The organism is Bradyrhizobium sp., assembly GCF_016462955.1.
Taxonomy (GTDB): domain Bacteria; phylum Pseudomonadota; class Alphaproteobacteria; order Rhizobiales; family Xanthobacteraceae; genus Bradyrhizobium.
Genome location: NZ_JAEMSD010000038.1, coordinates 2681 through 25094, shown reverse-complemented (window position 1 = coordinate 25094; position 22414 = coordinate 2681). Strand labels below are relative to the sequence as shown.

General features: G+C 63.2%; 20 protein-coding genes and 3 pseudogenes. 19 read left to right on the top strand and 4 right to left on the bottom strand.

Annotated features, from left to right (window positions below; translation table 11 throughout):
• The 5 genes and pseudogenes from JHD07_RS06820 to fabZ all read left to right on the top strand — a co-directional run.
• A pseudogene (locus JHD07_RS06820) lies at positions 1-413 on the top strand (1-deoxy-D-xylulose-5-phosphate reductoisomerase); the annotation flags it as partial.
• A gap of 44 nt (positions 414-457) precedes the next feature.
• Positions 458-1608, top strand: a pseudogene (rseP, locus tag JHD07_RS06815) (RIP metalloprotease RseP).
• Positions 1609-1784: 176 nt separating this feature from the next.
• Complete coding sequence (gene bamA / locus JHD07_RS06810; protein ID WP_291620334.1) at positions 1785-4310, top strand: outer membrane protein assembly factor BamA; 2526 nt, start codon at positions 1785-1787, stop codon at positions 4308-4310.
• A gap of 124 nt (positions 4311-4434) precedes the next feature.
• Complete coding sequence (lpxD, locus tag JHD07_RS06805) at positions 4435-5502, top strand: UDP-3-O-(3-hydroxymyristoyl)glucosamine N-acyltransferase (RefSeq protein WP_291620332.1); 1068 nt, start codon at positions 4435-4437, stop codon at positions 5500-5502.
• The gene (fabZ, locus tag JHD07_RS06800) at positions 5499-5960 is read left to right on the top strand and encodes a 3-hydroxyacyl-ACP dehydratase FabZ (RefSeq protein ID WP_028136118.1); all 462 of its coding nucleotides are present in this window, start codon (positions 5499-5501) and stop codon (positions 5958-5960) included. The genes lpxD and fabZ overlap by 4 nt, the downstream gene beginning before the upstream one ends.
• A gap of 6 nt (positions 5961-5966) precedes the next feature.
• Here fabZ and JHD07_RS06795 read toward each other — a convergent pair whose 3' ends face one another.
• Complete coding sequence (locus JHD07_RS06795; RefSeq protein WP_291620328.1) at positions 5967-6311, bottom strand: KTSC domain-containing protein; 345 nt, start codon at positions 6309-6311, stop codon at positions 5967-5969.
• 176 nt (positions 6312-6487) lie between these two features.
• Between JHD07_RS06795 and lpxA the strand changes: the two genes are divergently transcribed.
• From lpxA to lpxB, 3 genes are read left to right on the top strand one after another with little or no spacing between them, the layout of a single operon-like run.
• Complete coding sequence (lpxA, locus tag JHD07_RS06790) at positions 6488-7279, top strand: acyl-ACP--UDP-N-acetylglucosamine O-acyltransferase (protein WP_291620326.1); 792 nt, start codon at positions 6488-6490, stop codon at positions 7277-7279.
• 19 nt (positions 7280-7298) lie between these two features.
• On the top strand, positions 7299-8156 hold the full coding sequence (gene lpxI, locus JHD07_RS06785; protein ID WP_291620324.1) for a UDP-2,3-diacylglucosamine diphosphatase LpxI: 858 nt from the start codon (positions 7299-7301) through the stop codon (positions 8154-8156).
• Complete coding sequence (lpxB, locus tag JHD07_RS06780) at positions 8156-9328, top strand: lipid-A-disaccharide synthase (protein WP_291620322.1); 1173 nt, start codon at positions 8156-8158, stop codon at positions 9326-9328. The genes lpxI and lpxB overlap by 1 nt, the downstream gene beginning before the upstream one ends.
• Before the next feature lie 97 nt (positions 9329-9425).
• On the opposite strand, the gene gltA is transcribed toward lpxB, so the two are convergent.
• Both gltA and gltX read right to left on the bottom strand, forming a co-directional pair.
• The gene (gene gltA, locus JHD07_RS06775) at positions 9426-10730 is read right to left on the bottom strand and encodes a citrate synthase (RefSeq protein WP_291620320.1); all 1305 of its coding nucleotides are present in this window, start codon (positions 10728-10730) and stop codon (positions 9426-9428) included.
• Between the two features lie 145 nt (positions 10731-10875).
• On the bottom strand, positions 10876-12303 hold the full coding sequence (gene gltX, locus JHD07_RS06770; protein ID WP_291620318.1) for a glutamate--tRNA ligase: 1428 nt from the start codon (positions 12301-12303) through the stop codon (positions 10876-10878).
• Between the two features lie 155 nt (positions 12304-12458).
• On the opposite strand from gltX, the gene JHD07_RS06765 reads away from it, so the two are divergent.
• The 7 genes and pseudogenes from JHD07_RS06765 (at position 12459) to JHD07_RS06735 (ending at position 19624) form a co-directional block, all read left to right on the top strand.
• Complete coding sequence (locus JHD07_RS06765) at positions 12459-14135, top strand: glutamine--tRNA ligase/YqeY domain fusion protein (protein ID WP_291620316.1); 1677 nt, start codon at positions 12459-12461, stop codon at positions 14133-14135.
• A 6-nt stretch (positions 14136-14141) separates the two neighbouring features.
• On the top strand, positions 14142-14528 hold the full coding sequence (locus JHD07_RS06760) for an SgcJ/EcaC family oxidoreductase (protein ID WP_291620314.1): 387 nt from the start codon (positions 14142-14144) through the stop codon (positions 14526-14528).
• 125 nt (positions 14529-14653) lie between these two features.
• Positions 14654-14887: a DUF2171 domain-containing protein gene (locus JHD07_RS06755; RefSeq protein WP_291620312.1), complete on the top strand. Its 234-nt coding sequence runs from the start codon at positions 14654-14656 to the stop codon at positions 14885-14887.
• Positions 14888-14983: 96 nt separating this feature from the next.
• Positions 14984-16166, top strand: a pseudogene (locus JHD07_RS06750) (ComEC/Rec2 family competence protein); the annotation flags it as partial.
• 356 nt (positions 16167-16522) lie between these two features.
• Complete coding sequence (locus JHD07_RS06745; protein ID WP_291620309.1) at positions 16523-16723, top strand: hypothetical protein; 201 nt, start codon at positions 16523-16525, stop codon at positions 16721-16723.
• A 1176-nt stretch (positions 16724-17899) separates the two neighbouring features.
• A complete protein-coding gene (locus tag JHD07_RS06740) occupies positions 17900-18793 on the top strand; it encodes a hypothetical protein (protein WP_291620307.1) in 894 nt (297 codons plus the stop codon).
• An 87-nt stretch (positions 18794-18880) separates the two neighbouring features.
• Positions 18881-19624 carry a hypothetical protein gene (locus tag JHD07_RS06735; RefSeq protein WP_291620305.1) on the top strand — a complete coding sequence of 248 codons (744 nt, stop codon included), beginning with the start codon at positions 18881-18883 and terminating at the stop codon, positions 19622-19624.
• On the opposite strand, the gene JHD07_RS06730 is transcribed toward JHD07_RS06735, so the two are convergent.
• Entirely contained in the window at positions 19600-19833 is a 234-nt protein-coding gene (locus tag JHD07_RS06730) for a hypothetical protein (protein WP_291620303.1), read from the bottom strand. The genes JHD07_RS06735 and JHD07_RS06730 overlap by 25 nt on opposite strands.
• Positions 19834-20443: 610 nt before the next feature.
• Here JHD07_RS06730 and JHD07_RS06725 point away from each other — a divergent pair.
• The 4 genes from JHD07_RS06725 to JHD07_RS06710 all read left to right on the top strand — a co-directional run.
• Positions 20444-20980: a hypothetical protein gene (locus tag JHD07_RS06725; protein WP_291620301.1), complete on the top strand. Its 537-nt coding sequence runs from the start codon at positions 20444-20446 to the stop codon at positions 20978-20980.
• Positions 20980-21564, top strand: a complete 585-nt coding sequence (locus JHD07_RS06720) for a hypothetical protein (protein ID WP_291620299.1) — start codon at positions 20980-20982, stop codon at positions 21562-21564. The genes JHD07_RS06725 and JHD07_RS06720 overlap by 1 nt, the downstream gene beginning before the upstream one ends.
• Positions 21565-21728: 164 nt before the next feature.
• A complete protein-coding gene (locus JHD07_RS06715; protein ID WP_291620298.1) occupies positions 21729-22238 on the top strand; it encodes an HK97 family phage prohead protease in 510 nt (169 codons plus the stop codon).
• On the top strand, positions 22235-22414 hold a 180-nt coding region (locus tag JHD07_RS06710; RefSeq protein ID WP_291620296.1), incomplete at its 3' end, for a hypothetical protein. The genes JHD07_RS06715 and JHD07_RS06710, both read left to right, overlap by 4 nt.

The window sequence follows — 22414 nt, the reverse complement described above, 5'->3', positions numbered from 1 at the left end:
CCCAGCTCGGCACGCCCGACATGCGCACGCCGATCGCGCATTGCCTCGGCTGGCCCGATCGCATCAAGGGGCCGGCGGCGAAGCTCGATCTCGCCAAGATCGGCCAGCTGACTTTCGAAGCGCCCGACTTCGAGCGCTTCCCCGGACTGCGGCTGGCCTACGATTCGCTCCGAACCGGGAAGGGCGCGACCACCGTTTACAACGCCGCCAACGAGGTCGCGGTCGCCGCCTTCATCGCCGGCAAGATCCGGTTCGGTGCGATTGCCCGCCTGGTCGAGGCCACCCTCGACGACTGGATCAAAGGCGGCAACCAGGCACCGCTGACGTCGGCCGATGATGCAATCTCTGTTGACCATGTTGCGAGAAAAAGGGCCGCCGCCCTATTGCCTCAAATTGCCTTAAAGGCATCCTAGTTGGTTCGGGGCCGGCGCCCTGCGCGCTGGGTTAAGGGACATCGATGATCGACTTTTTCGTCCATAGTTTCAATACGTTGAGCCATGGGCTCCTCGGCTACGCCGTTCCCTTTCTGTTCGTCCTGACGATCGTCGTGTTCTTCCACGAGCTCGGCCATTTCCTGGTCGCGCGCTGGGCAGGGGTGCGCGTCTTAACTTTCTCGCTCGGCTTCGGGCCCGAGCTGGTGGGTTTCAACGACCGCCACGGCACCCGCTGGAAGATCTCGGCGATCCCGCTCGGCGGCTACGTCAAGTTCTTCGGCGACGAGAGCGAGGCGTCGACGCCATCAACCCAGACGCTCGCGGCCATGACGGCCGAGGAGCGTTCCGGCAGCTTCCACCACAAGAAGGTCGGCCCGCGTGCAGCCATCGTCGCGGCCGGTCCGATCGCAAATTTCATTCTGGGCGCGCTGATCTTGCCGGCATGGCCCTCTACTACGGCAAGCCGAGCACGATCGCGCGCGTCGATGGTGTCGTCGCCGATGGCGCGGCGGCTGCGGCCGGCTTCAAGATCGGGGACGTGGTCCTCCAGATCGACGGCAAGCCGATCGAGAGCTTCGCCGACATGCAGCGAATCGTTGCGATGAACGCCGGTTCGGCGCTTACCTTCCAGGTGAAGCGGGACGGCGCCATCGTCTCGCTGACCGCAACCCCGGCGCTGCTTGAGCGCAAGGATCCGTTCGGCAACAGCCATCGTCTTGGCGTGCTCGGCATCGAGCACAAATCCCAGGCCGGGGAGGCCTCGACCGCGCCGGTCGGCGTTGCTGAAGCGCTCAAGATCGGCGTCGAGCAGGTCTGGTTCATCATCACCAGCACCTTCAAGTTCCTGGGTTCCCTGTTCGTCGGACACGGCAATCCGAACGACGTCAGCGGCGTGCTCGGAATCGCGAAGATGTCGGGGCAGGCGGCGAGCGCGGGCTTCCAGTTTGTGATCAATCTCTGCGCGGTGCTGTCGGTCTCGATCGGCCTGCTCAACCTGTTCCCGATCCCGCTGCTCGATGGAGGCCACCTTATGTTCTACGCGGCCGAGGTGTTGCGGGGCCGGCCGCTCTCCGAGCGGACTCAGGAGATGGGGTTCCGAATCGGACTCGGGCTTGTGCTGATGCTGATGGTGTTTGCGACCTACAACGACATCCTCAGAATGGCGGCCTCCTGATAGGGGCTTTTTTGTGGCGTTGCTGTTGGGCAACGTCCTGCAATGAAATTGAAATTACGGCGCTTTCTGCCGTTTGCGGCGTCGGCGAAATTGGCTACAAGCGGCCTGAACTTGGGGAATCTCCGGACCGGCGTTGGGGTTGGGTCTGGCACGGAATGATAAGGGCGCGTTGCGCGATGAAGTTTGGACTGCGACTCCGGGGGGGCTTGCTCGCAACCCTGATCTTGTTCGGCGCGCCGGCGGTTGCCCCGGTTGGGGCTGTTTTGGTGTCTTCGGCTGCGTTCGCCCAGAGCGTCCAGTCGATTGCCGTTGAAGGCAATCGCCGCGTCGAGGTGGAGACGATCCGCTCCTACTTCAAGCCGGGTCCGGGCGGCCGCCTGGATCAGGCCGCCATCGACGACGGCCTCAAGGCCCTGATCGAGACCGGCCTGTTCCAGGACGTCAGGATCAACCGCGGTTCCGGCGGCCAGATCATCGTCTCCGTGGTCGAAAACCCCGTGATCGGGCGCCTTGCCTTCGAGGGCAACAAGAAGATCAAGGACGAACAGCTCTCCGCCGAAGTCCAGTCCAAGGCGCGCGGCACCTTCTCCCGCGCCGTGGTGCAGTCCGACACGCTGCGAATCGCCGAGATCTATCGCCGGTCCGGCCGCTACGACGTGCGCGTCACGCCGGAAGTCATTGAGCAGCCGAACAACCGCGTCGATCTCATCTTCACGATCGAGGAGGGTGCCAAGACCGGCGTCAAGTCGATCGAGTTCGTCGGGAACAATGCGTTCTCGTCCTACCGCCTGCGCGACGTCATCAAGACGCGCGAATCGAACCTGTTGAGCTTCCTCGCCAGCGGCGACATCTACGATCCGGACCGCGTCGAAGCCGATCGCGACCTGATCCGCCGCTTCTATCTGAAGAACGGCTTCGCCGACGTCCAGGTGGTGGCTGCGCTCACCGAATACGATCCCGACAAGAAGGGCTTCAACGTCACCTTCAAGATCGAGGAAGGCTCACAATACCGCGTCGGTGCGGTCAACTTCCGCTCCAGCATTCCGAACTTCGATCCCACGTCGATGCGCGCCTATTCGCGCGTCAATGTCGGCTCGCTCTACAACGTCGAACAGGTCGAGAAATCGGTCGAGGAGATGCAGATCGAGGCCTCGCGCCGCGGCTACGCCTTCGCGGTGGTCCGGCCCGGCGGCGACCGTAACTTCGAAGCGCACACCGTCTCCGTCGTGTTCAACATCGACGAGGGCCCGCGTACCTATATCGAGCGCATCAACCTGCGCGGCAACACCCGCACGCGCGACTACGTGATCCGCCGCGAGTTCGACATCTCGGAAGGCGACGCCTACAACCGTGCGCTGGTCGACCGCGCCGAGCGGCGCCTGAAGAACCTCGACTACTTCAAGAGCGTGAAGATCACGACCGAGCCGGGCTCTTCGAGCGACCGCGTCATCCTGATCGTCGACATGGAAGAGAAATCGACCGGCGACTTCTCGATCTCGGGCGGCTACTCCACCACCGACGGCGCGCTGGCCGAAGTCTCGGTCTCCGAGCGCAACCTGCTCGGCCGCGGCCTGTTCGCCAAGGCGTCTGTGACCTATGGCCAGTACGCGCGCGGCTACTCGCTGTCGTTCGTCGAGCCGTATCTGCTCGACTACCGCGTCGCGCTCGGTCTCGACCTCTATCAGCGCGAGCAGCTGTCCAACAGCTACATCTCCTACGGCACCAAGACGCTCGGCTTCTCGCCGCGCCTCGGTTTCTCCTTGCGCGAAGATCTGGCGCTGCAAGTGCGCTACTCGATCTACCAGCAGGAAATCACGCTGCCGTATTACCTGGCGAACTGTAACAACGTTCCAGGACCAAACTTCAATCCGAGCCCGGCTTTCGCCGCGGCGCAGACGCCGCCGATCGACCTGAGCTCGACCAATGGTCTCGGCTGCTACAGCGACGGCGAAGCCTCGCTGCCGGTTCGCAAGGAGCTTGCCAGCGGCAAGACCCTGACCTCGGCGCTCGGCTATACGCTGACCTACAACACGCTGGACAACAACAAGAACCCCACCGACGGTCTGCTCGTCGACTTCCGGCAGGATTTTGCCGGCGTCGGCGGCGACGTCTCCTACCTGAAGTCGGTCATCGACGCGAAATATTACACGCCGCTGGTGTCCGACATCGTCGGCCTCGTCCGCCTGCAGAGCGGCATGCTGAACAAGATCGGCAGCGATCTGCGCATGCTCGACCACTTCCAGATGGGCCCGAACCTCGTCCGCGGCTTTGCCCCGAACGGCATCGGACCGCGCGACCTGAATCCCTTCGGCTCGCAGGACGCGCTCGGCGGCACCAAGTACTGGGGCGCTTCGCTCGAACTGCAGATGCCGTTCTGGTTCCTGCCCAAGGAAGTGGGCCTGAAGGGCGCGGTCTATGCCGACGCCGGCGGCCTCTACGATTACAAGGGACCGACGAGCTGGACCACGACCAACGAGGTCAATGCGCCCGGCTGTATCCCGTCGACGGTCAATCCGTCGAGCGCCGGAACCTGTACCGGTCTCGTCTTCGACGACAGCAAGGTCGTTCGCACCTCGGTCGGTGTCGGCTTGATCTGGCAGTCGCCGTTCGGTCCGCTGCGCTTCGACTACGCCGTGCCGCTCACCAAGGGCAGGTACGACCGCACGCAGGAGTTCCGGTTCGGCGGCGGCACCACGTTCTAGTCCGATCAGCACGGCGCGATTCGGATCACAGGAGCCGGTTTCCGAAGGGATCGCGCCTATTCAAGACATGAGGCATGATGCGGCCTGACCGCTTCATGCCGAAGCCGGACCGCGACGGGGTGGAATGGCGCAGCCGATCTTCTTCACAAAGCCGCCTGCCACAGCCTTGGCCGAGATTGCCAGGCTGACCAAGGCGGAGCTGGTCGACCCCGAGAGGGGCGGCCATTTCATCACGGGCCTTGCTTCGCTCGACGAAGCAGGCCCGATGCATCTGGCGTTCTTCGACAACCTCAAATACGCCGATCAGCTCAGGGCGACCCGGGCGGGGGCCTGTCTGGTCAGCCCGCGCTTCGAGGCCGAGGTGCCCGCGCATGTGGCCGTGCTGCGGGTGGCGCAGCCGTTCCGCGCCTTCGTCAGGATCGCGCGGGAATGGCACGGTGACGCGCTGCGGCCGCAATCCTGGGTCGGAAATGACGGCATCGCGCCGTCCGCCGTCATCGATCCCTCGGCCCGGCTCGAGGACGGGGTGATCGTCGATCCCCTGGCCGTGATCGGCCCGGGCGTCGAGATCGGCAGCGGGACCGTCATCGGCGTCGGAGCGGTGATCGGCCCCGGCGTCAAGATCGGCCGGGACTGCAATGTCGGCGCCCGCACGGCGATCCAGTGCGCCCTGATCGGCAACAACGTGCTGATCCATCCCGGCTGCTCGATCGGCCAGGACGGCTACGGCTTCATCTTCTTCGGGCCCGAGGGCCATCTGAAGGTGCCGCAGACCGGACGCGTGCTGATCCAGAACGATGTCGAGGTCGGCGCCAACACCACGATCGACCGGGGGTCTCTGCGGGACACCGTGATCGGCGAGGGGACTAAAATCGACAATCAGGTCCAGATCGGCCACAATGTCACGATCGGCCGGCACTGCCTGCTGGCGGCCCAGATCGGCCTCGCGGGCAGCCTGACCATCGGCGACAACGTGGCGCTTGGAGCGAAGGTTGGCATCAACAATCACCTCAAGATCGGCGACGGGGCCCAGGTGACGGCCATGAGCGCGGTCAAGGACGACATCCCGCCGGGCGGCCGCTGGGGCGGGCATTTCGCCAAGCCGACCAAGCAATGGTTCAAGGAGATCATCGCGGTGGAGCGCCTGGTACGCGACAGCAAGGCCGAGCCGAAGGACGAGGGACGGGAATGACGGCGGAATCACCTGTTAAATTCGAGCTGGTGGATATCAACGCCATCCTCCAGACCTTGCCGCACCGCTTTCCGATGCTGCTGATCGACCGCGTGATCAACATCCGCGCCGATTACAGCGGCATCGGCATCAAGAACGTCACCTTCAATGAGCCGGCGTTCCAGGGACATTTCCCCGAGCGGCCGGTCTATCCCGGCGTCATGATGATCGAGGCGATGGCGCAGACCGCGGGCGTGATCGGCATCAAGTCGGTCGAGGGCACCGAGAAGCCGCGGGCGGTCTATTTCCTCACCATCGACAAGTGCAAGTTTCGCAAGCCGGTGCTGCCGGGCGACACGATCGAGTATCACATGCGCTCGCTCGGGCGCCGCAAGGCCATGTGGTGGTTTCACGGCGACGCCAAGGTCAACGGCGTTGTCGTCGCGGAGGCCGATGTCGGGGCCATGCTGACGGACTGAGCGGCCTCATCCGCTCCGGACCGGCTCGCCCGTCCTGCATGCGTAGCGCCCGCTGGTCGCCTCCGGCCTGATGTTCTGGTTGAAGAAACGTCCCATCGAAGGCGCGCCCAGGAGATGCTCGACCGTCTCCGCCGTCACGCCGCAATAGCGGTCGTAGGCGCCGTTGCTCGCGACAATCAGATCCTGCCGCACGTGATCGTAGCAGACCCGCTGCAGCAAAGTGCTGCGGGTGATGTCCCGGCATTCGAACGAGCCGAGGTCGACGATGCCGTGCTCGCCGGTCTCGACCGTCTCGGGGACGATCGGCGTAGCCGTCAGCTGTGCAAGCAGAAGAACCAGGGCCCTGACCACGATCGTTCAAGCTCCACATGAAGATGCGGACGAGCCGGAAGGGCCGCCTCATCCAATCCTTGAAACACGGCGAGATGATACGTCACTGGACAGATCGGGCATATTCGCGCTAACCAGCCGAAAACCGAGCGACTTCAATACATAACCAGACCTTCTTGACGAGTAAGATTGGCTTGATGAGCAAGATTGATCCCACCGCACGGGTCGCGGACGGCGCCGTGATCGGCGAGGGCACCGAGATCGGACCCTATTGCATCATCGGCCCGAACGTCGTGATCGGCGCGAACTGCAAGCTGATCGGGCATGTGCATGTCACCGCGCAGACCACGATCGGCGACGATTGCACCATCTACCCGTTCGCATCACTCGGCACGCCGCCTCAATCGCTCAGCTATCGTGGCGAGCTGACGCAGCTCAAGATCGGCTCGGGCTGCACCATTCGCGAATCCGTAACCATGAATGCCGGTACGGTCGGAGGCGGCGGGATTACCTCCGTTGGCGACCGCGGCTATTTCATGAACTGCAGCCATGTCGGCCATGACTGCCATGTCGGCAATGACGTGATCTTCGCGACCTCGGCAACGCTTGGCGGCCACTGCGAGATCGGCGATTTCGTTTTCATCGGCGGCCTGTCCGCGGTGCACCAGTTCACCCGCATCGGCCCGCAGGTCATGGTCGGCGGCGTATGTGGCGTCCGCGACGACATCATTCCGTTCGGCCTCGTCAACGGCCAGTATGCCGTCCTCGAAGGCCTCAACCTGATCGGCATGAAGCGCCGCAAGTTCACCAAGCAGCGGCTCGCGGCCGTGCGGGGGTTCTACCAAAAGCTCTTCCACGCTCCTGGCACCTTCGCCGAGCGGCTGGAGGCGGTGCGGTCGCTCGCGGGTGAGGACCCCGCGATCGCCGAAATCCTCGGCTTCATCGGCAAGGGCAAGCGCCCGCTCTGTCTTCCCGCCATCGCGAGATGAACCTGGGATGGCCGCGGGCATGACATCGGCGGCTTCGCAGGTTTCGTCACCGGTCGGCATCGTCGCCGGCGGCGGCGCCATGCCGTTCGCGGTGGCCGAGTCGCTCGCCGCGCGCGGCATCACGCCGGTGTTGTTTGCGCTGCGCGGCGCCTGCGATCCGCAGCGGGCAGAGCCCTTCCGCCACCGCTGGATCTCGGTCGGCCAGCTCGGCCGCGCGATGCGGCTGTTTCGCCAGGAAGGCTGCCGCGACCTGATCTTCATCGGCACATTGGTGCGGCCCTCGCTGTCGGAGATCCGTTTCGACGTCACGACGCTGCGTTTGCTCGGCCATGTCATTCGCGCCTTCCGCGGCGGTGACGATCATCTCTTGTCCGGCGTCGGCCGCATCCTCGAGCAGGACGGCTTTCGCATGGTCGGCATCAAGGACGTCGCGCCCGATCTCTTGATGCCCGAGGGCTACATCAGCCGCGCCTGGCCGAGCGACAACAGCAAGGCCGATATCGCGCGCGGCCAGGCGGTGCTGGCCGCGCTCGGTCCGTTCGACATCGGCCAGGCCGTGGTCGTGATCGACGGCCATGTGGTGGCGGTCGAGGACATCGAGGGCACCGATGCGTTGCTCGCCCGCGTCGCGCGGCTGCGCGAGGAGGGGCGCATCCGCGCCGCCACCGGACGCGGCGTGCTGGTGAAGGCGCCCAAGAGTGGCCAGGATCTGCGCTTCGACCTGCCGACGATCGGCCCGCGCACGATCGAGGGCGTCGCAGCCGCCGGCCTTGCCGGCATCGCCGTCATTGCCGGCAACACGATTGCAGCAGAGCCGCAGGCCATGATCGCGCTCGCGGATGCCAAGTATCTCTTCGTCATCGGTCTGCCCGCGTGATGTCGCGTGATCCCAAGCGCAAGATCTTCCTGGTCGCGACGGAGGAATCCGGCGACCGGCTCGGCAGTGCCTTGATGAAGGTGCTGCGCCAGCGGCTCGGCGACGGCGTCGAGTTCGCCGGCGTCGGCGGCCGCACCATGGCGCGCGAGGGCCTGGAATCGCTGTTTCCGATCGAGGAGCTGTCGATCGTCGGCTTTGCCGCGGTGGTGCAGCAATTGCCGAAGATCCTGCGGCTGATCCGGCAGACGGCCGACGCCGTGATTGACGCGATGCCGGATGCCCTCGTAATCATCGACAGCCCCGATTTCACCCACCGTGTCGCCCGCCGCGTGCGTTCGCGAAGCCCTGCGATTCCGATCGTCGACTACGTTTCGCCGCAGCTCTGGGCCTGGCGGCCGGGACGGGCGCGGACCATGCTCGGCTATGTCGACCACGTGCTCGGGCTGCTACCGTTCGAGCCGGAGGAATATCGCAAGCTCGGCGGCCCGCCTTGCAGCTATGTCGGCCATCCCCTGATCGAGCAACTGCCCTCGCTGCGGCCGAACGCGGAGGAGCAGGCGCGCCGCAACAGTGAGCCGCCCGTGCTCCTGGTGCTGCCCGGCAGCCGCCGCAGCGAGGTCCGGCATCACCTCGATGTGTTCGGCGCGGCACTCGGCCGCCTGCAGGCGGAGGGACGCGCGTTCAAGCTGATGCTGCCGACCATGCCGCATCTCGAAGCCACCATTCGCGACGGTCTCGCGAGCTGGCCGGTCAAGCCGCAGATCGTGATCGGCGAGAACGAGAAGCGCGCCGCCTTCCGGATCGCGCACGCCGCGCTGGCCAAATCCGGCACGGTAACGCTCGAGCTCGCACTGTCGGGCATTCCGATGGTGACGGCCTATCGCGTCGGTGCCATCGAAGCCTTCATCCTGCGCCGCGCGATCCGCGTCTCCTCGGTGATCCTCGCCAATCTCGTGATCGGCGAGGATGTCATTCCCGAGTATTTGCAGGAAGACTGCACGCCGGAGAAACTGGCACCGGCGCTATCGGAACTGCTGACGGATTCGCCGCTGCGCCAGCGGCAGGTGGAGGCGTTCACCCGGCTCGATCAGATCATGTCGACGGGCACCAAATCGCCAAGCGTCCTCGCGGCCGACATCGTGCTCGCGACGATGCGGAAGGTCGGGCCGTAAGCGAAGATTTTGTAGGTTGCCTGCCCAACGACATCGCCACAAACGAAAACGGCGCCATCGTGCGATGGCGCCGTTTCGAAGGCCGTGACGGCCGAACTTACTTGCGCTCGTTGATCGGCACGTAGTCGCGCTTGACGACGCCAGTGTAGAGCTGGCGCGGACGGCCGATCTTCTGCTGCGGATCCTCGATCATCTCGCTCCACTGGCTGATCCAGCCGACGGTGCGGGCGACCGCGAACAGCACGGTGAACATCGAGACCGGGAAGCCCATCGCCTTCAGCGTGATGCCCGAATAGAAGTCGACGTTCGGGTAGAGCTTGCGGTCGATGAAGTACTGGTCGCTGAGCGCGATCTTCTCGAGCTCCATCGCCACCTTCAGCATCGGATCGTCGCCATGGCCGGTCTCCTTGAGCACGGCGTGACACATCTTCTGCATGATCTTGGCGCGCGGATCGTAGTTCTTGTAGACGCGGTGACCGAAGCCCATCAGGCGGACCTCGGAATTCTTGTCCTTCACCTTGGCGATGAACTCGGGGATCTTGTCGACCGTGCCGATCTGATAAAGCATGTTCAGCGCGGCCTCGTTGGCGCCGCCATGGGCCGGGCCCCAGAGGCAGGCGATGCCGGCCGCGATGCAGGCGAACGGGTTGGCGCCCGAGGAGCCGGCGATGCGGACCGTCGAGGTCGAGGCGTTCTGCTCGTGGTCGGCGTGCAGGATGAAGATCTTCTCCAATGCATCGGCGAGCACCGGGCTGACCTTGTAGTCCTCGCAAGGCACTGCGAAGCACATGTTCAGGAAGTTCTCGGCAAAGCCGAGCGAGTTCTTCGGATAAACGAAGGGCTGGCCGACGGTGTACTTGTAGGCCATCGCAGCCAGCGTCGGGATCTTCGCGATCATGCGCATGGAGGCGATCATGCGCTGCTTCGGATCGTTGATGTCGGTGCTATCGTGATAGAACGCGGCGAGCGCGCCGACGGCCGCAACCATGATCGCCATCGGATGGGCGTCGCGGCGGAAGCCCTGGAAGAAGCGGGCCATCTGCTCGTGCACCATCGTGTGATGGGTGACGCGGTGGTCGAAGTCCTTCTTCTGCGCAGGGGTCGGCAGATCCCCGTAGAGCAGGAGATAGCAGGTCTCCAGGAAGTCGCCGTGCTCGGCAAGCTGCTCGATCGGGTATCCGCGGTATTCCAGCACGCCCGCGTCGCCGTCGATATAGGTGATCTTGGACTGGCAGCTCGCGGTCGAGGTGAAGCCCGGATCGTAGGTGAACAGGCCGGACTGGCCGTAGAGCTTGCCGATATCGATGACATCAGGTCCGACGCTGCCACTGAGGATCGGAAGATCGTAGGTCTTGTTTCCAACCGTCAGCGTGGCGGTCTTATTGTTTGGTTTTGCGTCCATCGTAGGTCCCCGATGTGTGGTGAAACGGGCGGGAGCCGGAGGCCCCTGGGAAGATCATGGGGGCAGGCCGGAAGTTCCAGAATGTACGGGGAGATGGGTATATTATTGCTGTGTGCGCTGCAAGATCGCCGCACGCATGATCGACTTACGTCGTAGACTGATCCTTAAGCCGGCCAAGGCTCTCCTGGCGTCCCAGCACGTCCAAAACCTCAAATATACCAGGCGACGTCGTCCGCCCGGTAAGCGCCACCCTGAGCGGCTGGGCCACGGCGCCGAGCTTGAGACTGTTTTCCTCGGCAAAGGCGCGGAGTGCCGCCTCGGTGGTTGCACCGCTCCACGTCTCGACTTTCTCCAGCGCGGAATGAAGCTGGCCGATCAGCTTGCGGTTCTCGGGCGTCAGCAGCGCCTGCGCCTTGGGATCGAGCGCCAGCGGCCGGTCGGCGAAGATGAAATGGGCGCCGTCGATCAGCTCGATCAACGTCTTGGCGCGCTCCTTCAGGGCCGGCATGGCCTTGAGAAGCTGCGCGCGCGTGGTGTCGTCCAGCTTGGCCTTGATCTCGTCGCGGCTCGGCACGATGTGGTCGAGCACGTCCTCGAACATCCTCACGAGGGATTGATCGTCGGTGTTGCGGATGTAGTGGCCGTTGAGGTTTTCCAGCTTGGCGAAATCGAAGCGGGCGGCGGCGCGGCCGACGCTGGCGAGATCGAACGCTTCGATCATCTCCTCGGTCGAGAAGATCTCCTGGTCGCCGTGGCTCCAGCCGAGCCGGACGAGGTAGTTGCGCAGCGCAGCCGGCAGATAGCCCATGGCGCGGTAGGCATCGACGCCGAGCGCGCCGTGCCGCTTTGACAGCTTCGAGCCGTCCGGACCGTGAATGAGGGGGATGTGGGACATGCTCGGCAGCGCCCAGCCCATCGCATCATAGATCTGCTTCTGGCGCGCGGCGTTGATCAGGTGGTCGTCGCCGCGGATCACATGGGTGACGCCCATGTCGTGGTCGTCGACCACCACGGCGAGCATATAGGTCGGGTTGCCGTCGCCTCGGAGCAGGACGAGATCGTCGAGGTTCTCGTTCTGCCAGACCACGCGGCCCTGGACCTGGTCCTCGATCACGGTCTCCCCGGTCTGCGGCGCGCGCAGGCGGATGGTGGGCTTGACGTCGCTCGGAGCCGTCGCGGGATCGCGGTCGCGCCACAGGCCGTCATAGAGGCGGGTGCGGCCCTCGCTGCGCGCCTTCTCGCGCATGGCGGCGAGCTCCTCGGCCGTGGCGTAACAGCGGTAGGCCTTGCCCTCGGCCAGAAGCTGCTCGGCAACCTCGCGGTGGCGGGCGGCGCGGGCGAACTGGTAGATGACCTCGCCGTCCCAGCCGAGCTCGAGCCACTTCAACCCGTCCAGGATGGCGCCGATGGCCGCCTCCGTGGAGCGCTCCCGGTCGGTGTCCTCGATCCGCAGCAGCATCTTGCCGCCGTGCTTCTTCGCATAGAGCCAGTTGAACAGCGCCGTGCGGGCGCCCCCGATATGGAGGAAGCCGGTCGGCGAGGGGGCAAAGCGGGTGACGACGGGGGAGGTCATTCTTGGCAGGGCCTATGCATTGGAGGCGGTGGTGTATAGCAGGAACGGGACATAACTAAAGGGCGACGGCGGATCTGGCGGGCCTAGCTTAAGCTCTTGGCGCGGCCACGCGAATTTGGCAGAAGGACCGCTGATTTCCCGACAGGATTTTGGTGATGACAGAACCGGTGGCAGCTGAGGTTGGGCGCGATTTCATTCGTGACATCATCCAGGCCGACCTCGACCAGGGCAAGTACAGGGAGATCGTGACCCGGTTCCCGCCGGAGCCGAACGGCTACCTGCATATCGGCCACGCCAAGTCGATCGCCCTCAATTTCGGCATCGCCCAGGAGTTTCCGGGCCGCTGCCATTTGCGCTTCGACGACACCAATCCGGTCAAGGAAGAGCAGGAATATATCGATTCCATCCAGGCCGACGTGCGCTGGCTCGGCTTCGACTGGGGCAAGAACCTGTTCTTCGCCTCCGACTATTTCGACCGCCTGTATGAATGGGCGGAGCAGCTGATCCGCGACGGGCTCGCCTATGTCGACGACCAGAGCCAGGAGGAGATCCGCCTTACGCGCGGCACGCTGACCGAGCCCGGCAAGAACTCGCCGTTCCGCGACCGCAGCGTCGATGAGAACCTCGACCTGTTCCGCCGCATGAAATCAGGCGAATTCCCCAACGGCGCGCGCGTGTTGCGGGCCAAGATCGACATGGCCGCGGGCAATATCAACCTGCGCGATCCGGTGCTGTACCGCATCCTGCATGCGCACCATCCGCGCACCGGCACCAAGTGGAGCATCTATCCGAGCTACGACTACGCGCACGGGCAGTCGGACGCGATCGAAGGCATCACGCATTCGATCTGCACGCTGGAGTTCGAGGACCACCGGCCGCTCTACGATTGGTTCATCGAGAAGCTGCCGGTGCCGTCGCAGCCGCATCAGTACGAATTCGCGCGCCTCAACCTGACCTATACGCTGCTGTCCAAGCGCGTGCTGACCCAGCTCGTCCGCGACGGCCATGTCGCGGGCTGGGACGATCCGCGCATGCCGACCATGGCAGGGATGCGCCGCCGCGGCGTGCCGCCGGCGGCCTTGCGCGAATTCGTCAAGCGCATCGGCGTGGCCAAAGCCAACAGCGTGGTCGATGTCGGCATGCTGGAGTTCTGCATTCGCGAGGAGCTGAACCGCACCGCGCAGCGGCGCATGGCGGTCTTGAAGCCGCTCAAGGTCGTGATCGAGAACTATCCGGAAGGGCAGACCGAGGAGCTCGAGGCGATCAACCACCCGGATGATCCCAGCGCGGGCACGCGGAAGATCACGTTTGGCCGCGAGCTCTATATCGAGCAGGACGACTTCATGGAGAACCCGCCGAAGAAGTTCTTCCGTCTGTCGCCGGGCAATGAGGTGCGGCTGCGCTATGCCTATTTCGTCAAGTGCACCGGCGTGATCAAGAACGACAAGGGCGAGGTGGTGGAGCTGCGCTGCACCTACGACCCCGCGACCAAGGGCGGCAACGCGCCCGACGGCCGCAAGGTCAAGGCGACCATGCACTGGCTGCCGGCGGCGGCATCCAGGCCCGCGGAGATCCGCGTCTACAACCAGCTGTTCGCCAATCCGAGCCCGGACGCCTCGAACTTCGCAGCCGATCTCAATCCGAATTCGCTGGAGATTCTCTCCGATGCGCGGGTCGAGGCCTCGGTGGCCGAGAGCAATTCGACCGAGCCGATGCAGTTCGAGCGGCAGGGCTATTTCGTACGCGACAAGGACTCGACGCCGGGCAAGCCGGTGTTTTCCCGCACCATCGGCCTGCGCGACACGTTCGCGAAGGAAGTCGCCAAGGGTTGATGCGCAATGAGCAGTGAGGCCGACGCGATCGTTTCCGACGTCATCGCGAAATGGTGCGCCGGCTTTGCCAAGCTCGACGCCGTGGCGCTGTCGTCGCTGTACGCGACGAACGCGTTCTTCTTCGGCTCCAACCCGAAGCTCTATCGCGGCCGGGACGGCGTCGCCGATTATTTCAATGGCCTGCCACGCTTTCGCAAACCGAGCGCGGTGTTCTCCGACGTGCACGCAACACAGGCCGGCCCTGACCTGATCAACATGGCCGCGACCATCACCTTCGATCTCGCCGGCGAGCGCGATGATCTCGTCGTCAAGATGAGCTGGGTCATCATTCGCGAGGACGGTGATTGGCGGATCGTCAATCACCACGCCTCTTCGAAGGCGCCGCTGATTTAACGGTCGCGCGATTCCCGTGGTGTCGTCATTCCGGGCTCGCGCCAAGTGGCGCGCCCCGGAATGACAGAAAATGCGAACCGAATCTCGCTCCGAGCGTTGAGGTGGCTCCAAACAAGGAATCCACCATGCAGAACATCGCAGAGCATATGGAAGTCATCGGCGCCGACGGCGTCCATGTCGGTACCGTCGACAAGGTCGAGGGCAACCGCATCAAGCTGACCAAGAAGGACAGCGGCGAGGGCAGCCACAAGGGCCATCATCATTTCATCGACAAAGGCCTCGTTGCGGGCATCGAAGGCAACAAGGTGCGGCTGTCCGCCAACGCGGCGGTGGCCGTGACCATGGAGGAGGAAAAGTAGGGCACTCTCTCTTCGTTCCCGATCCGTACCGCTGTTCGCCCGGCCGCACGTTCCGGTAGCCTTGGCGCCAGTCGCGTCGCGTAAGGTTGTTGAGGAATGGCGGAGCCGGGGCGGCCAGTGCGCTCCCAGGGAGTTGCAGGGACGTGGCCGGTCGGCCGCGCCGCACCGGCGGGCGGCTTCGCGCCCAGCGGCCTCGGCGTCTGGCCGACAATTGTCGAGGCGCTGCGCGAATGGGCCCGCGCCGAGGCCGGGCCCGGGCGCCTGCTGCCGTGGGTGCGCCGCCGATCACGAGCCGGTGCTGTGGGTCGTCGCCGCGACCGCCCTCGCGCTTCTGCTCGGCGCAGCCTTGTTGCGGCGGACTCGGCTGTTCGCGCCCGCCATCATGATCGCGGCGGTCGCCGCCGGCTTTGCCGTCGCGACCTGGAAGACGGCGCGCATCGCTCATCCCGTGCTGGCAAAACCGCTCTATGCGGTGTCGCTGTTGGGCTTCGTGGAAGCGCGCGACATCCGCGAGCGCACCGATCGCTTCGTGCTGCGCGTCAGCGCGATGGAGGCGCAGCGCAGCGACGTCAAGCTGGAGCGCGTGCGCCTGTCGGTGCGCAAGGGCACGGCGCCCGAGGTCGGCAGCGTCGTGCAGCTCAAGGCGCGGCTGCTGCCGCCGATCTCGCCGGTGCGCCCCGGCAGCTACGATTTCTCGCGCGACATGTTCTTCCAGGGCATCGGCGCCTCCGGCTTCGTGCTGGGGTCGATCACGGCGTCCACGCCGCCGGATGCCGGCGGATTGCGGCTGCGCTACACCGCCTTCATGCAGGGCCTGCGCGATGCGATCGACGCGCGCATCCGCGCAACGCTCGAAGGCGACAATCGCGCGATCGCGACCGCGCTGCTCACCGGCCGGCGCGATGCCATCACCGCGCCCGTCAACGATGCGATGTTCGTCTCGGGTCTCGGCCACGTGCTCTCGATTTCCGGTTATCACATGGCGGTCGTTGCCGGCGTCGTGTTCTTCGCGGTGCGCGCACTGCTGGCCTTGATCCCGGGGCTGGCGGCCGGCTTCGCCATCAAGAAATGGTCGGCGGCCGCGGCGCTGGTGGCGGCTGCGTTCTACCTATTGCTGTCTGGCGCGGAAGTCGCGACGCAAAGGTCGTTCTTCATGACGGCCGTGGTGCTGATCGCGGTGATGGTCGACCGCCGCGCCATCACGTTCCGCACCCTGGCAGTGGCCGCGCTTGTCGTGCTCGCGGTCGCGCCCGAAGCGCTGGTTCACCCGAGCTTCCAGAGATTGAATGCGCCAAGCGGGAATGCGGTCCTAACCGGATAAGTCTCTCGTAAAATCAATGGCTTGGAGACCAGCTTCCGGAGCTGAATGCGGAACGAAAGCCGGTCAAAACTGGGCAAAAACCCCATATTGCCGGCGCAGAGTCCCGGAAAAAGTCCCGGAGTGACTGGCGGGCGTTCACGTGGCGTTCGCGGTCGACCTGCAGAGCATTTCCTAACCTATTCGCGGCAACACAACCAGCGCAACCAGATAAATCTACTTTAGATTGTTAAAAAGAACAAAGCGGAACATACGCCGGAACTGATTGTAGGTTTTGGGATTATGGAGTCGTTTTTAACTGCTCAAGGATTGCGCCCATGACAGAGCGCCGGAGAGTAAAGCAAACTCGCTCCCTTGAGGAGCGGCTTGCCGAGGAGGCGAGGCGACTCCGTGAAGAGGCCGAATTACTCCCCCATGGACCTGTACGCGATGACGCCTTGCGCAGGGCTCGCCAAGCCGAGACGGGCTCGCACATGAGCGAGTGGTTGACCTCTCCTGGACTGCAACCGCCCAAATAAACCTAGGAACTACTGTCTACTTTGTAGCTTAGAAACTCGCATATTGCGGGGTTTTTTATGCTCGAAATGCTTTTGTTAATGTCCGGCGTCGGCACGGCGCTGATTGCACTCATGATCGCTGCGTTTGAGTGGCGCGCGCTCGTCGGTTATTGGCGTTCTCTAAGGCGCAGGCATCCATAATAGTCTAGCGCAGCTTTAGGAACACGTTCCGGGCGACCGATTTGATTCCGCGCTCCAGCTACAGTCCCCCTCTGCGTGTTGGAGCATCCCAGCGCCCCAGCCGCCGTCCAAGCAGCTGGGGCGTTTTCTTGACGTGCGCCCAATCCACGCCGCTGCCGTCCATGCTACTGTCCCGTGCCGCGCCGATCGTGCGGACTGTCGCGGCACCGGCCGCGGGATCTGTCTCAGGGCAGCGCCCGCGGCCGTCGCTTTAGTGCCTGCTAGGCCGGGCCGCCTTTACACTTTGCGGGCGCGGCAACCGTCATGGGCAAATTATTCGTGACCGACCCTTTACCGGGCCCGCGCTGGCTTCCTATCTCCAACGAATTTTCGCGGCGCCGGTTTAGTGGTTTGCCACGGAAGCCGCACTAGTTGGAGATGACGGTGTGTTTCCCCCATTTTTCGGGGAAATACGTATTTGTCTGCATGGCTCCAGCTTAGGAGGCTCGGCCATTTAGTGCCGGGCTCGCCAAGCCGCACTAGTCATCACCGGTTCAACCTCAAACCTGGGGAGACCTTTCATGGGTAATCGCGCCGCTCGTCGTGTTTGGGCATCTCGCGTTCTGTCGGATGCTCACCTAACGGACCAGGACAAAAAGCTCGCAATGGCGATTGCGGACATGGACAGGCGTGGCTTTTCACTATGTCGGATGGGAAACGACTTTTTCTTTCAACCCAAACCGCAGTACGCGCTGGCAAACATCAGCGTGGGGTTTTTGTAACATCGACTGATTAGCCGAGGACTCGAAGTGAAGATTACGAATGTGCGGCCCGGTTGGGACGCCAAGCACGTTGCGAAAATAGATCTAGAGATTGCTCCCGGCGTCAGGGCCGTAGACGTTTTGGTCAAGCGCAAGCCCGACGGCTCTATGCGAGTTTTCAGCCCCGGGGTCCGTTTCGATATACGAATCGCTGACGACATCGCGCGCGCCGCAGTAGCGGCTGGGGAGCGTGGCCATGGGGAGCGATAAGCCAAGCCCGGCGGAAGGCGCCATCGGTCCAGTACAGCAGTTTCAGCTCTTGCTGTACGCCACCAAAGACACGCAGCTCTCTGCTTGTGATCTGGCCGTCCTGGCCGAACTTACCGATAGATACCTGAAAGACGGCCCCAAGGGCGGAGCGACGCGACCGACATCGGCGGCCCACCTCGCCAAGGAAACTGGGCGAGACGATGCCAGCACAGCCCGTTCAATCGCCCATCTTGCCGAGCGCGGATATATATCTGTTGCTGAGCAGGGCATCGGCCGTCGCGGCAACACATACCTTCTGCCGTTTCGATGGGTGCTGGACACCGCGACCGCGATTTACAATTACATCAAGCCGCTCGCAGAAGCCAAAAGGCGGCGACGACGTGCACAGCGTAGTAACCGCGCCTGTGCGGTATCTAGCGGGGAGACCGTAGCTACCGCATCAATACGGTCGCTACGGAGCTTTGTTACCGCACCCATGCGGTACCTAGACGGCGTAGCTACCGCACCCGCGCGGGACCAATCCTATGGCCTTCCTATGGAAGGGCCTATAGGTGCCGAGATGTCGGCGGGCCCCTATAGGGTGCCGCCGCCAGTCGTCACTAAGAAGATTGTCGCCGCGAGCGTTGAAATCGAAGACGGCGAGAGATGGCTTTCCCTGGCTTTTGAGGAAGGTGGCGGCGACATCATAGCGGTAGAGTCTGCCGACAAGGACACTCAGGATGACGGGCAGAGCGAGCTAGTGCTGTTGTGCGCGTCTGCCGGCCTCAATGAAGTCAATGAGCCAGCAGAGCTAATCGGCTGTCGCGTCCATCTGCGGGGCGGCCGATACGTGCTCGCACCCGAGAACGATAAGGGCGGAGTGGGCGATCAAGCCGCCTGAGCCACCACTTAGCAAGCGCGCAGCTGGAAACCCGGCCACGCCAAGAGCCAGCAAAATGGCTAGATACAGCACCTCACGGAGCATCCATTGACACCAGCGAACGACAACACACCCCTACAGGCTAGCGACTTCATCGACCTTGCAGCCCGCCGCGCCTGGCTGGCCTCGGCGCCGAGCACACATGCCGCTCACCGCGAGGTCAGTCCAGTTGAGACTTGGGCCAAGCGCGAAGCCGACGAGACAACGTTCTTCGGCCTCAGGCTATGGCGCACCCTCAACGAGCCGCCGCGCCTGGCTTCGAACGACAATGAGCCCGAAGACGCGGATGCGGAGAGCGGCGAGCAGCCGGTGGCGGCTAACCTGGACCGCGAACTAGTCGACGTATCGGCTAAGCAGCTCGCGTATGCCGCCGAGAACGGCATGGTGCGCTTCGTTGGTACCAGGCTGGTGAAGGTTTGGAACGGGCACAGATGGACCAGTCCCGACGCTGAGTTCGGCAAAGTGCGCCAGCGCAGAAGCGAGAAAGCCGACACAGAAAACTGGGACGCTGATGTACCGGACGCCCAGGCTGAGCTTGCACGGTCGTTGGATCTGGAGCGCTTGCGCAGGACGCTGGGGCAGAAGGTGATTCGGATCCTGGACATGGCGGCGGGAGACAGCACCTTGGCCGAGATCGGTGACGATTTAGGTTTTGGCGGTCAATACCGCGCAAGGATGGCCGGGAGATCAGTGAAGGAGGCGGTCGCTGCGTTGAATGCTGCCCTTGCGGGAAGCGAGCCGGCGGCGGGCCGCCAACTGGGGCGGCCTTACTGGTTAGGCCTCTCGGCTTGAATATGCAGAACGTAGAGCGTTTGCTGGAACTCGTCCGTCACTTCCATGCGCCAATCGTGACCCGGCTTCAGCTTGCCGTCTAGACCTTGAAGAATCTGACCAGCCGTAACGGTGGCTTCCTTCCAAGCGGCGTGCTTGTCGGGAAGTTCCTCGCCCTCTTGATCGATTTCGCGGCGTTCGTGCGTAACGTGAAAGAAGTATCTCGGCATGAGCGGTAATGTGCTGAGCCGAGGCTAGTTCCAAATCCGGCTGGCGGTCTTACTCCGGTGGTCGAAGTGTTTTAATTGCCTTTTGCACTTCGGGCGAGGTCATAGGGTCGGGCCGCTCGCAATTTAGACACTGAAAGGTGCGCGGCGGCTTCCCTCCAGGCTGGAGCTCTAAAGTCATAGGGCGATTACACCCGGGGCAAATCGGGCGGTGCTGAGAATCTGGCAAAATGGCTCGCTCGCGGTTGGCGGGAGCACAACACTCTCAGTCACCGATAACTGCCGACGATGGGCGGTGATCACTGTTAAGTGGTACGCCGACGCATCGCAAACTAGGCCATCTCAAAAATCAATTTAGGCTACTGATGTCGAAAACAGGCCAGCACCCCTGAGCGCATCTCAACCCGACAGCTCAGGGCTCGGGCATGTACGCTCCCAAGCCCCCCATTCTCTTTAGCCTTTAGCGGCAGATTTCTGCCCTGACGTGACGTGCAAAAAAACTTCAGCGCCGGTTCGATCCCGGCGCGCCTCTTTTCCGGCCTAGCGCCGTAAGCCGCTGAGCGGCCCATTCCGTAGCCAATCAATCGACAATTTCCACTGAGGAGTACAAAACTTGGCGAAACTCGCCGATGTGCTCGCCGCAGTCGACTCCCTCGGATTCGACAAAGCACGAGTCAAGCATGTTGCCCGTCGCCTGAGCGAAGCTGGTAAGATCCCGGCAGGAGGTCCCGCACGGTCTCCGGAGTTAGGCGAAGACGATGTCTTGCGCCTGATCACGGCTGTGGCCACCTCGCCGAAACTGCGCCAGGCAGAACAGTCTGTCGAGACCTATGGGGCGCTGACGCCGGCTGGCGCTCGTATTGCTGACGAAGCCCCGGTCTCTGTTCCACGCAATGCGGCTGACGCCATCGCTGTTGAAATCGAGATGGCCCGCCGTGGTGATGTTGAGGCAAGGCATTCAGTTCTGACCTTCGTCAGGTCCTGGCCCGAGGTTGTGATTGAGCGGCCAGACGGCAAAGTCGTGCGCTTTCGCCAGCCGGGCGCGAATGCTGGTCATTGGGCTCGGGATGGGCACCGCACCGCAACTGCGATCCCGGTGGTTGCCGTGGCTGATATTCTTGATGACATTTTTGGAAGGGTCGAAGCCTAATGGCTCCATTGAAAAAGACAGCGGCTGCCGAGCAGTATCGCGTTCCAAGCTTGATTGAAGGCTCCCCAGAATACGCCAGCCTGCTGGCTAAGCAGGTTGAACTGCAAACACGTTATGGCGAACTGAACACCGAGCGCGGCTTGCTTCGGCGCGAGATCGAAGTAGCTAAGGCTGCCGGCGGGAAACATCCTTCGATCGCTGTGGCGGAACTGCTTGGCGACAACACGGAAGCGAGCGTCGCCGGTCTTTCGAAAAAACTGCGCGAAGTCGGAACCGAGATGGCGAACATCGAGGCTGCCACGGAAATCTTGCGCAGGCGCATTGATGAGGCTCGTGACGCTGCTTCAAAAATTGTGTGCAGTGTCGTGACGCCCGAGTATAGGCGCCGCTTGGTCGTCTTGTGCGACGCCGCGCGGGCGCTGGAAATCGCTCGGCAGGACCATGACGAGTTGCTGGATCAACTCGATGCTGAAGACATTCGGAAAGATTATCTGCGTGTAGTTGTGCCGCACTTCATGGGCGCTAGGCGCGAAGGCATGGTTCACCACTTCCTGCGTGAGGTGAAGGAAACTCATAATGTCTAAGGGATCCGAACGCACCTCGGACGTCGCCGATCGAAAGCCTGTGCGCCGCAGCGTCAAGCTGCCTGGTGAAAGGAGGCACTCCGAGTGTTCGGACCCTCCAGCCGTCATAGCGCGCAAGCTGATTCAAGCAAAGCGCGAGAAGAAACTGCGGGCGACGCGACGTAATGGCTGAGACGATTTCCGGATACGCCATTTCATGGCAGCGCCCCGCGATCATCGCAGGCCTCTTCGAAGAACGCTTCGCTCGCGGAAGTTTCGACAAGTACTTGGCGCAAAATCCAGACGTAGCCGCTCTCTGGAGTCATGACGAAAGCAGGCCTCTTGGTCGGGTATCGAACGGGACTCTCTCGCTTAGGTCCGACAACATCGGCCTTTACTACTCGCTAAAGCCCAATCCCGACGCACCGCTTGGTCAGGAAGCGCTAGCAACAGTCGGCAACGGCACGGTCAACGAGGTAAGCGTGTCGTTCACTCCCGTGGTCGAGGAGTGGGATGACAGCGGCGACATGCCAAAGCGTCTCATCACAGAGGCAAAGCTATACGAGATCAGCCTCGTCCTTTGGGGGGCATATGGCAAGGACACTTCTGCACAGATCAGCCGGGCAATGAGCAACAACGCCGCAGCACTCCAGCGAATTCGAGAAAAGCAAAGAGCAAGGGGAATTCTGAAATGACCATCAACGGTTTGGTGCATTCGTGGGATTGGCGTCGGCATCGAGGCATCGTTGAGCTTGATGATCGCCGGACGCTCCAAGTACGTGCGAGTGACCTTGCTGCGGCACGACGCCAGCCGGAGTGGCGAGGCCCATTTAGATTGCGTTCGGGTGACCGCGCGGAGTTTGTTGTTGAC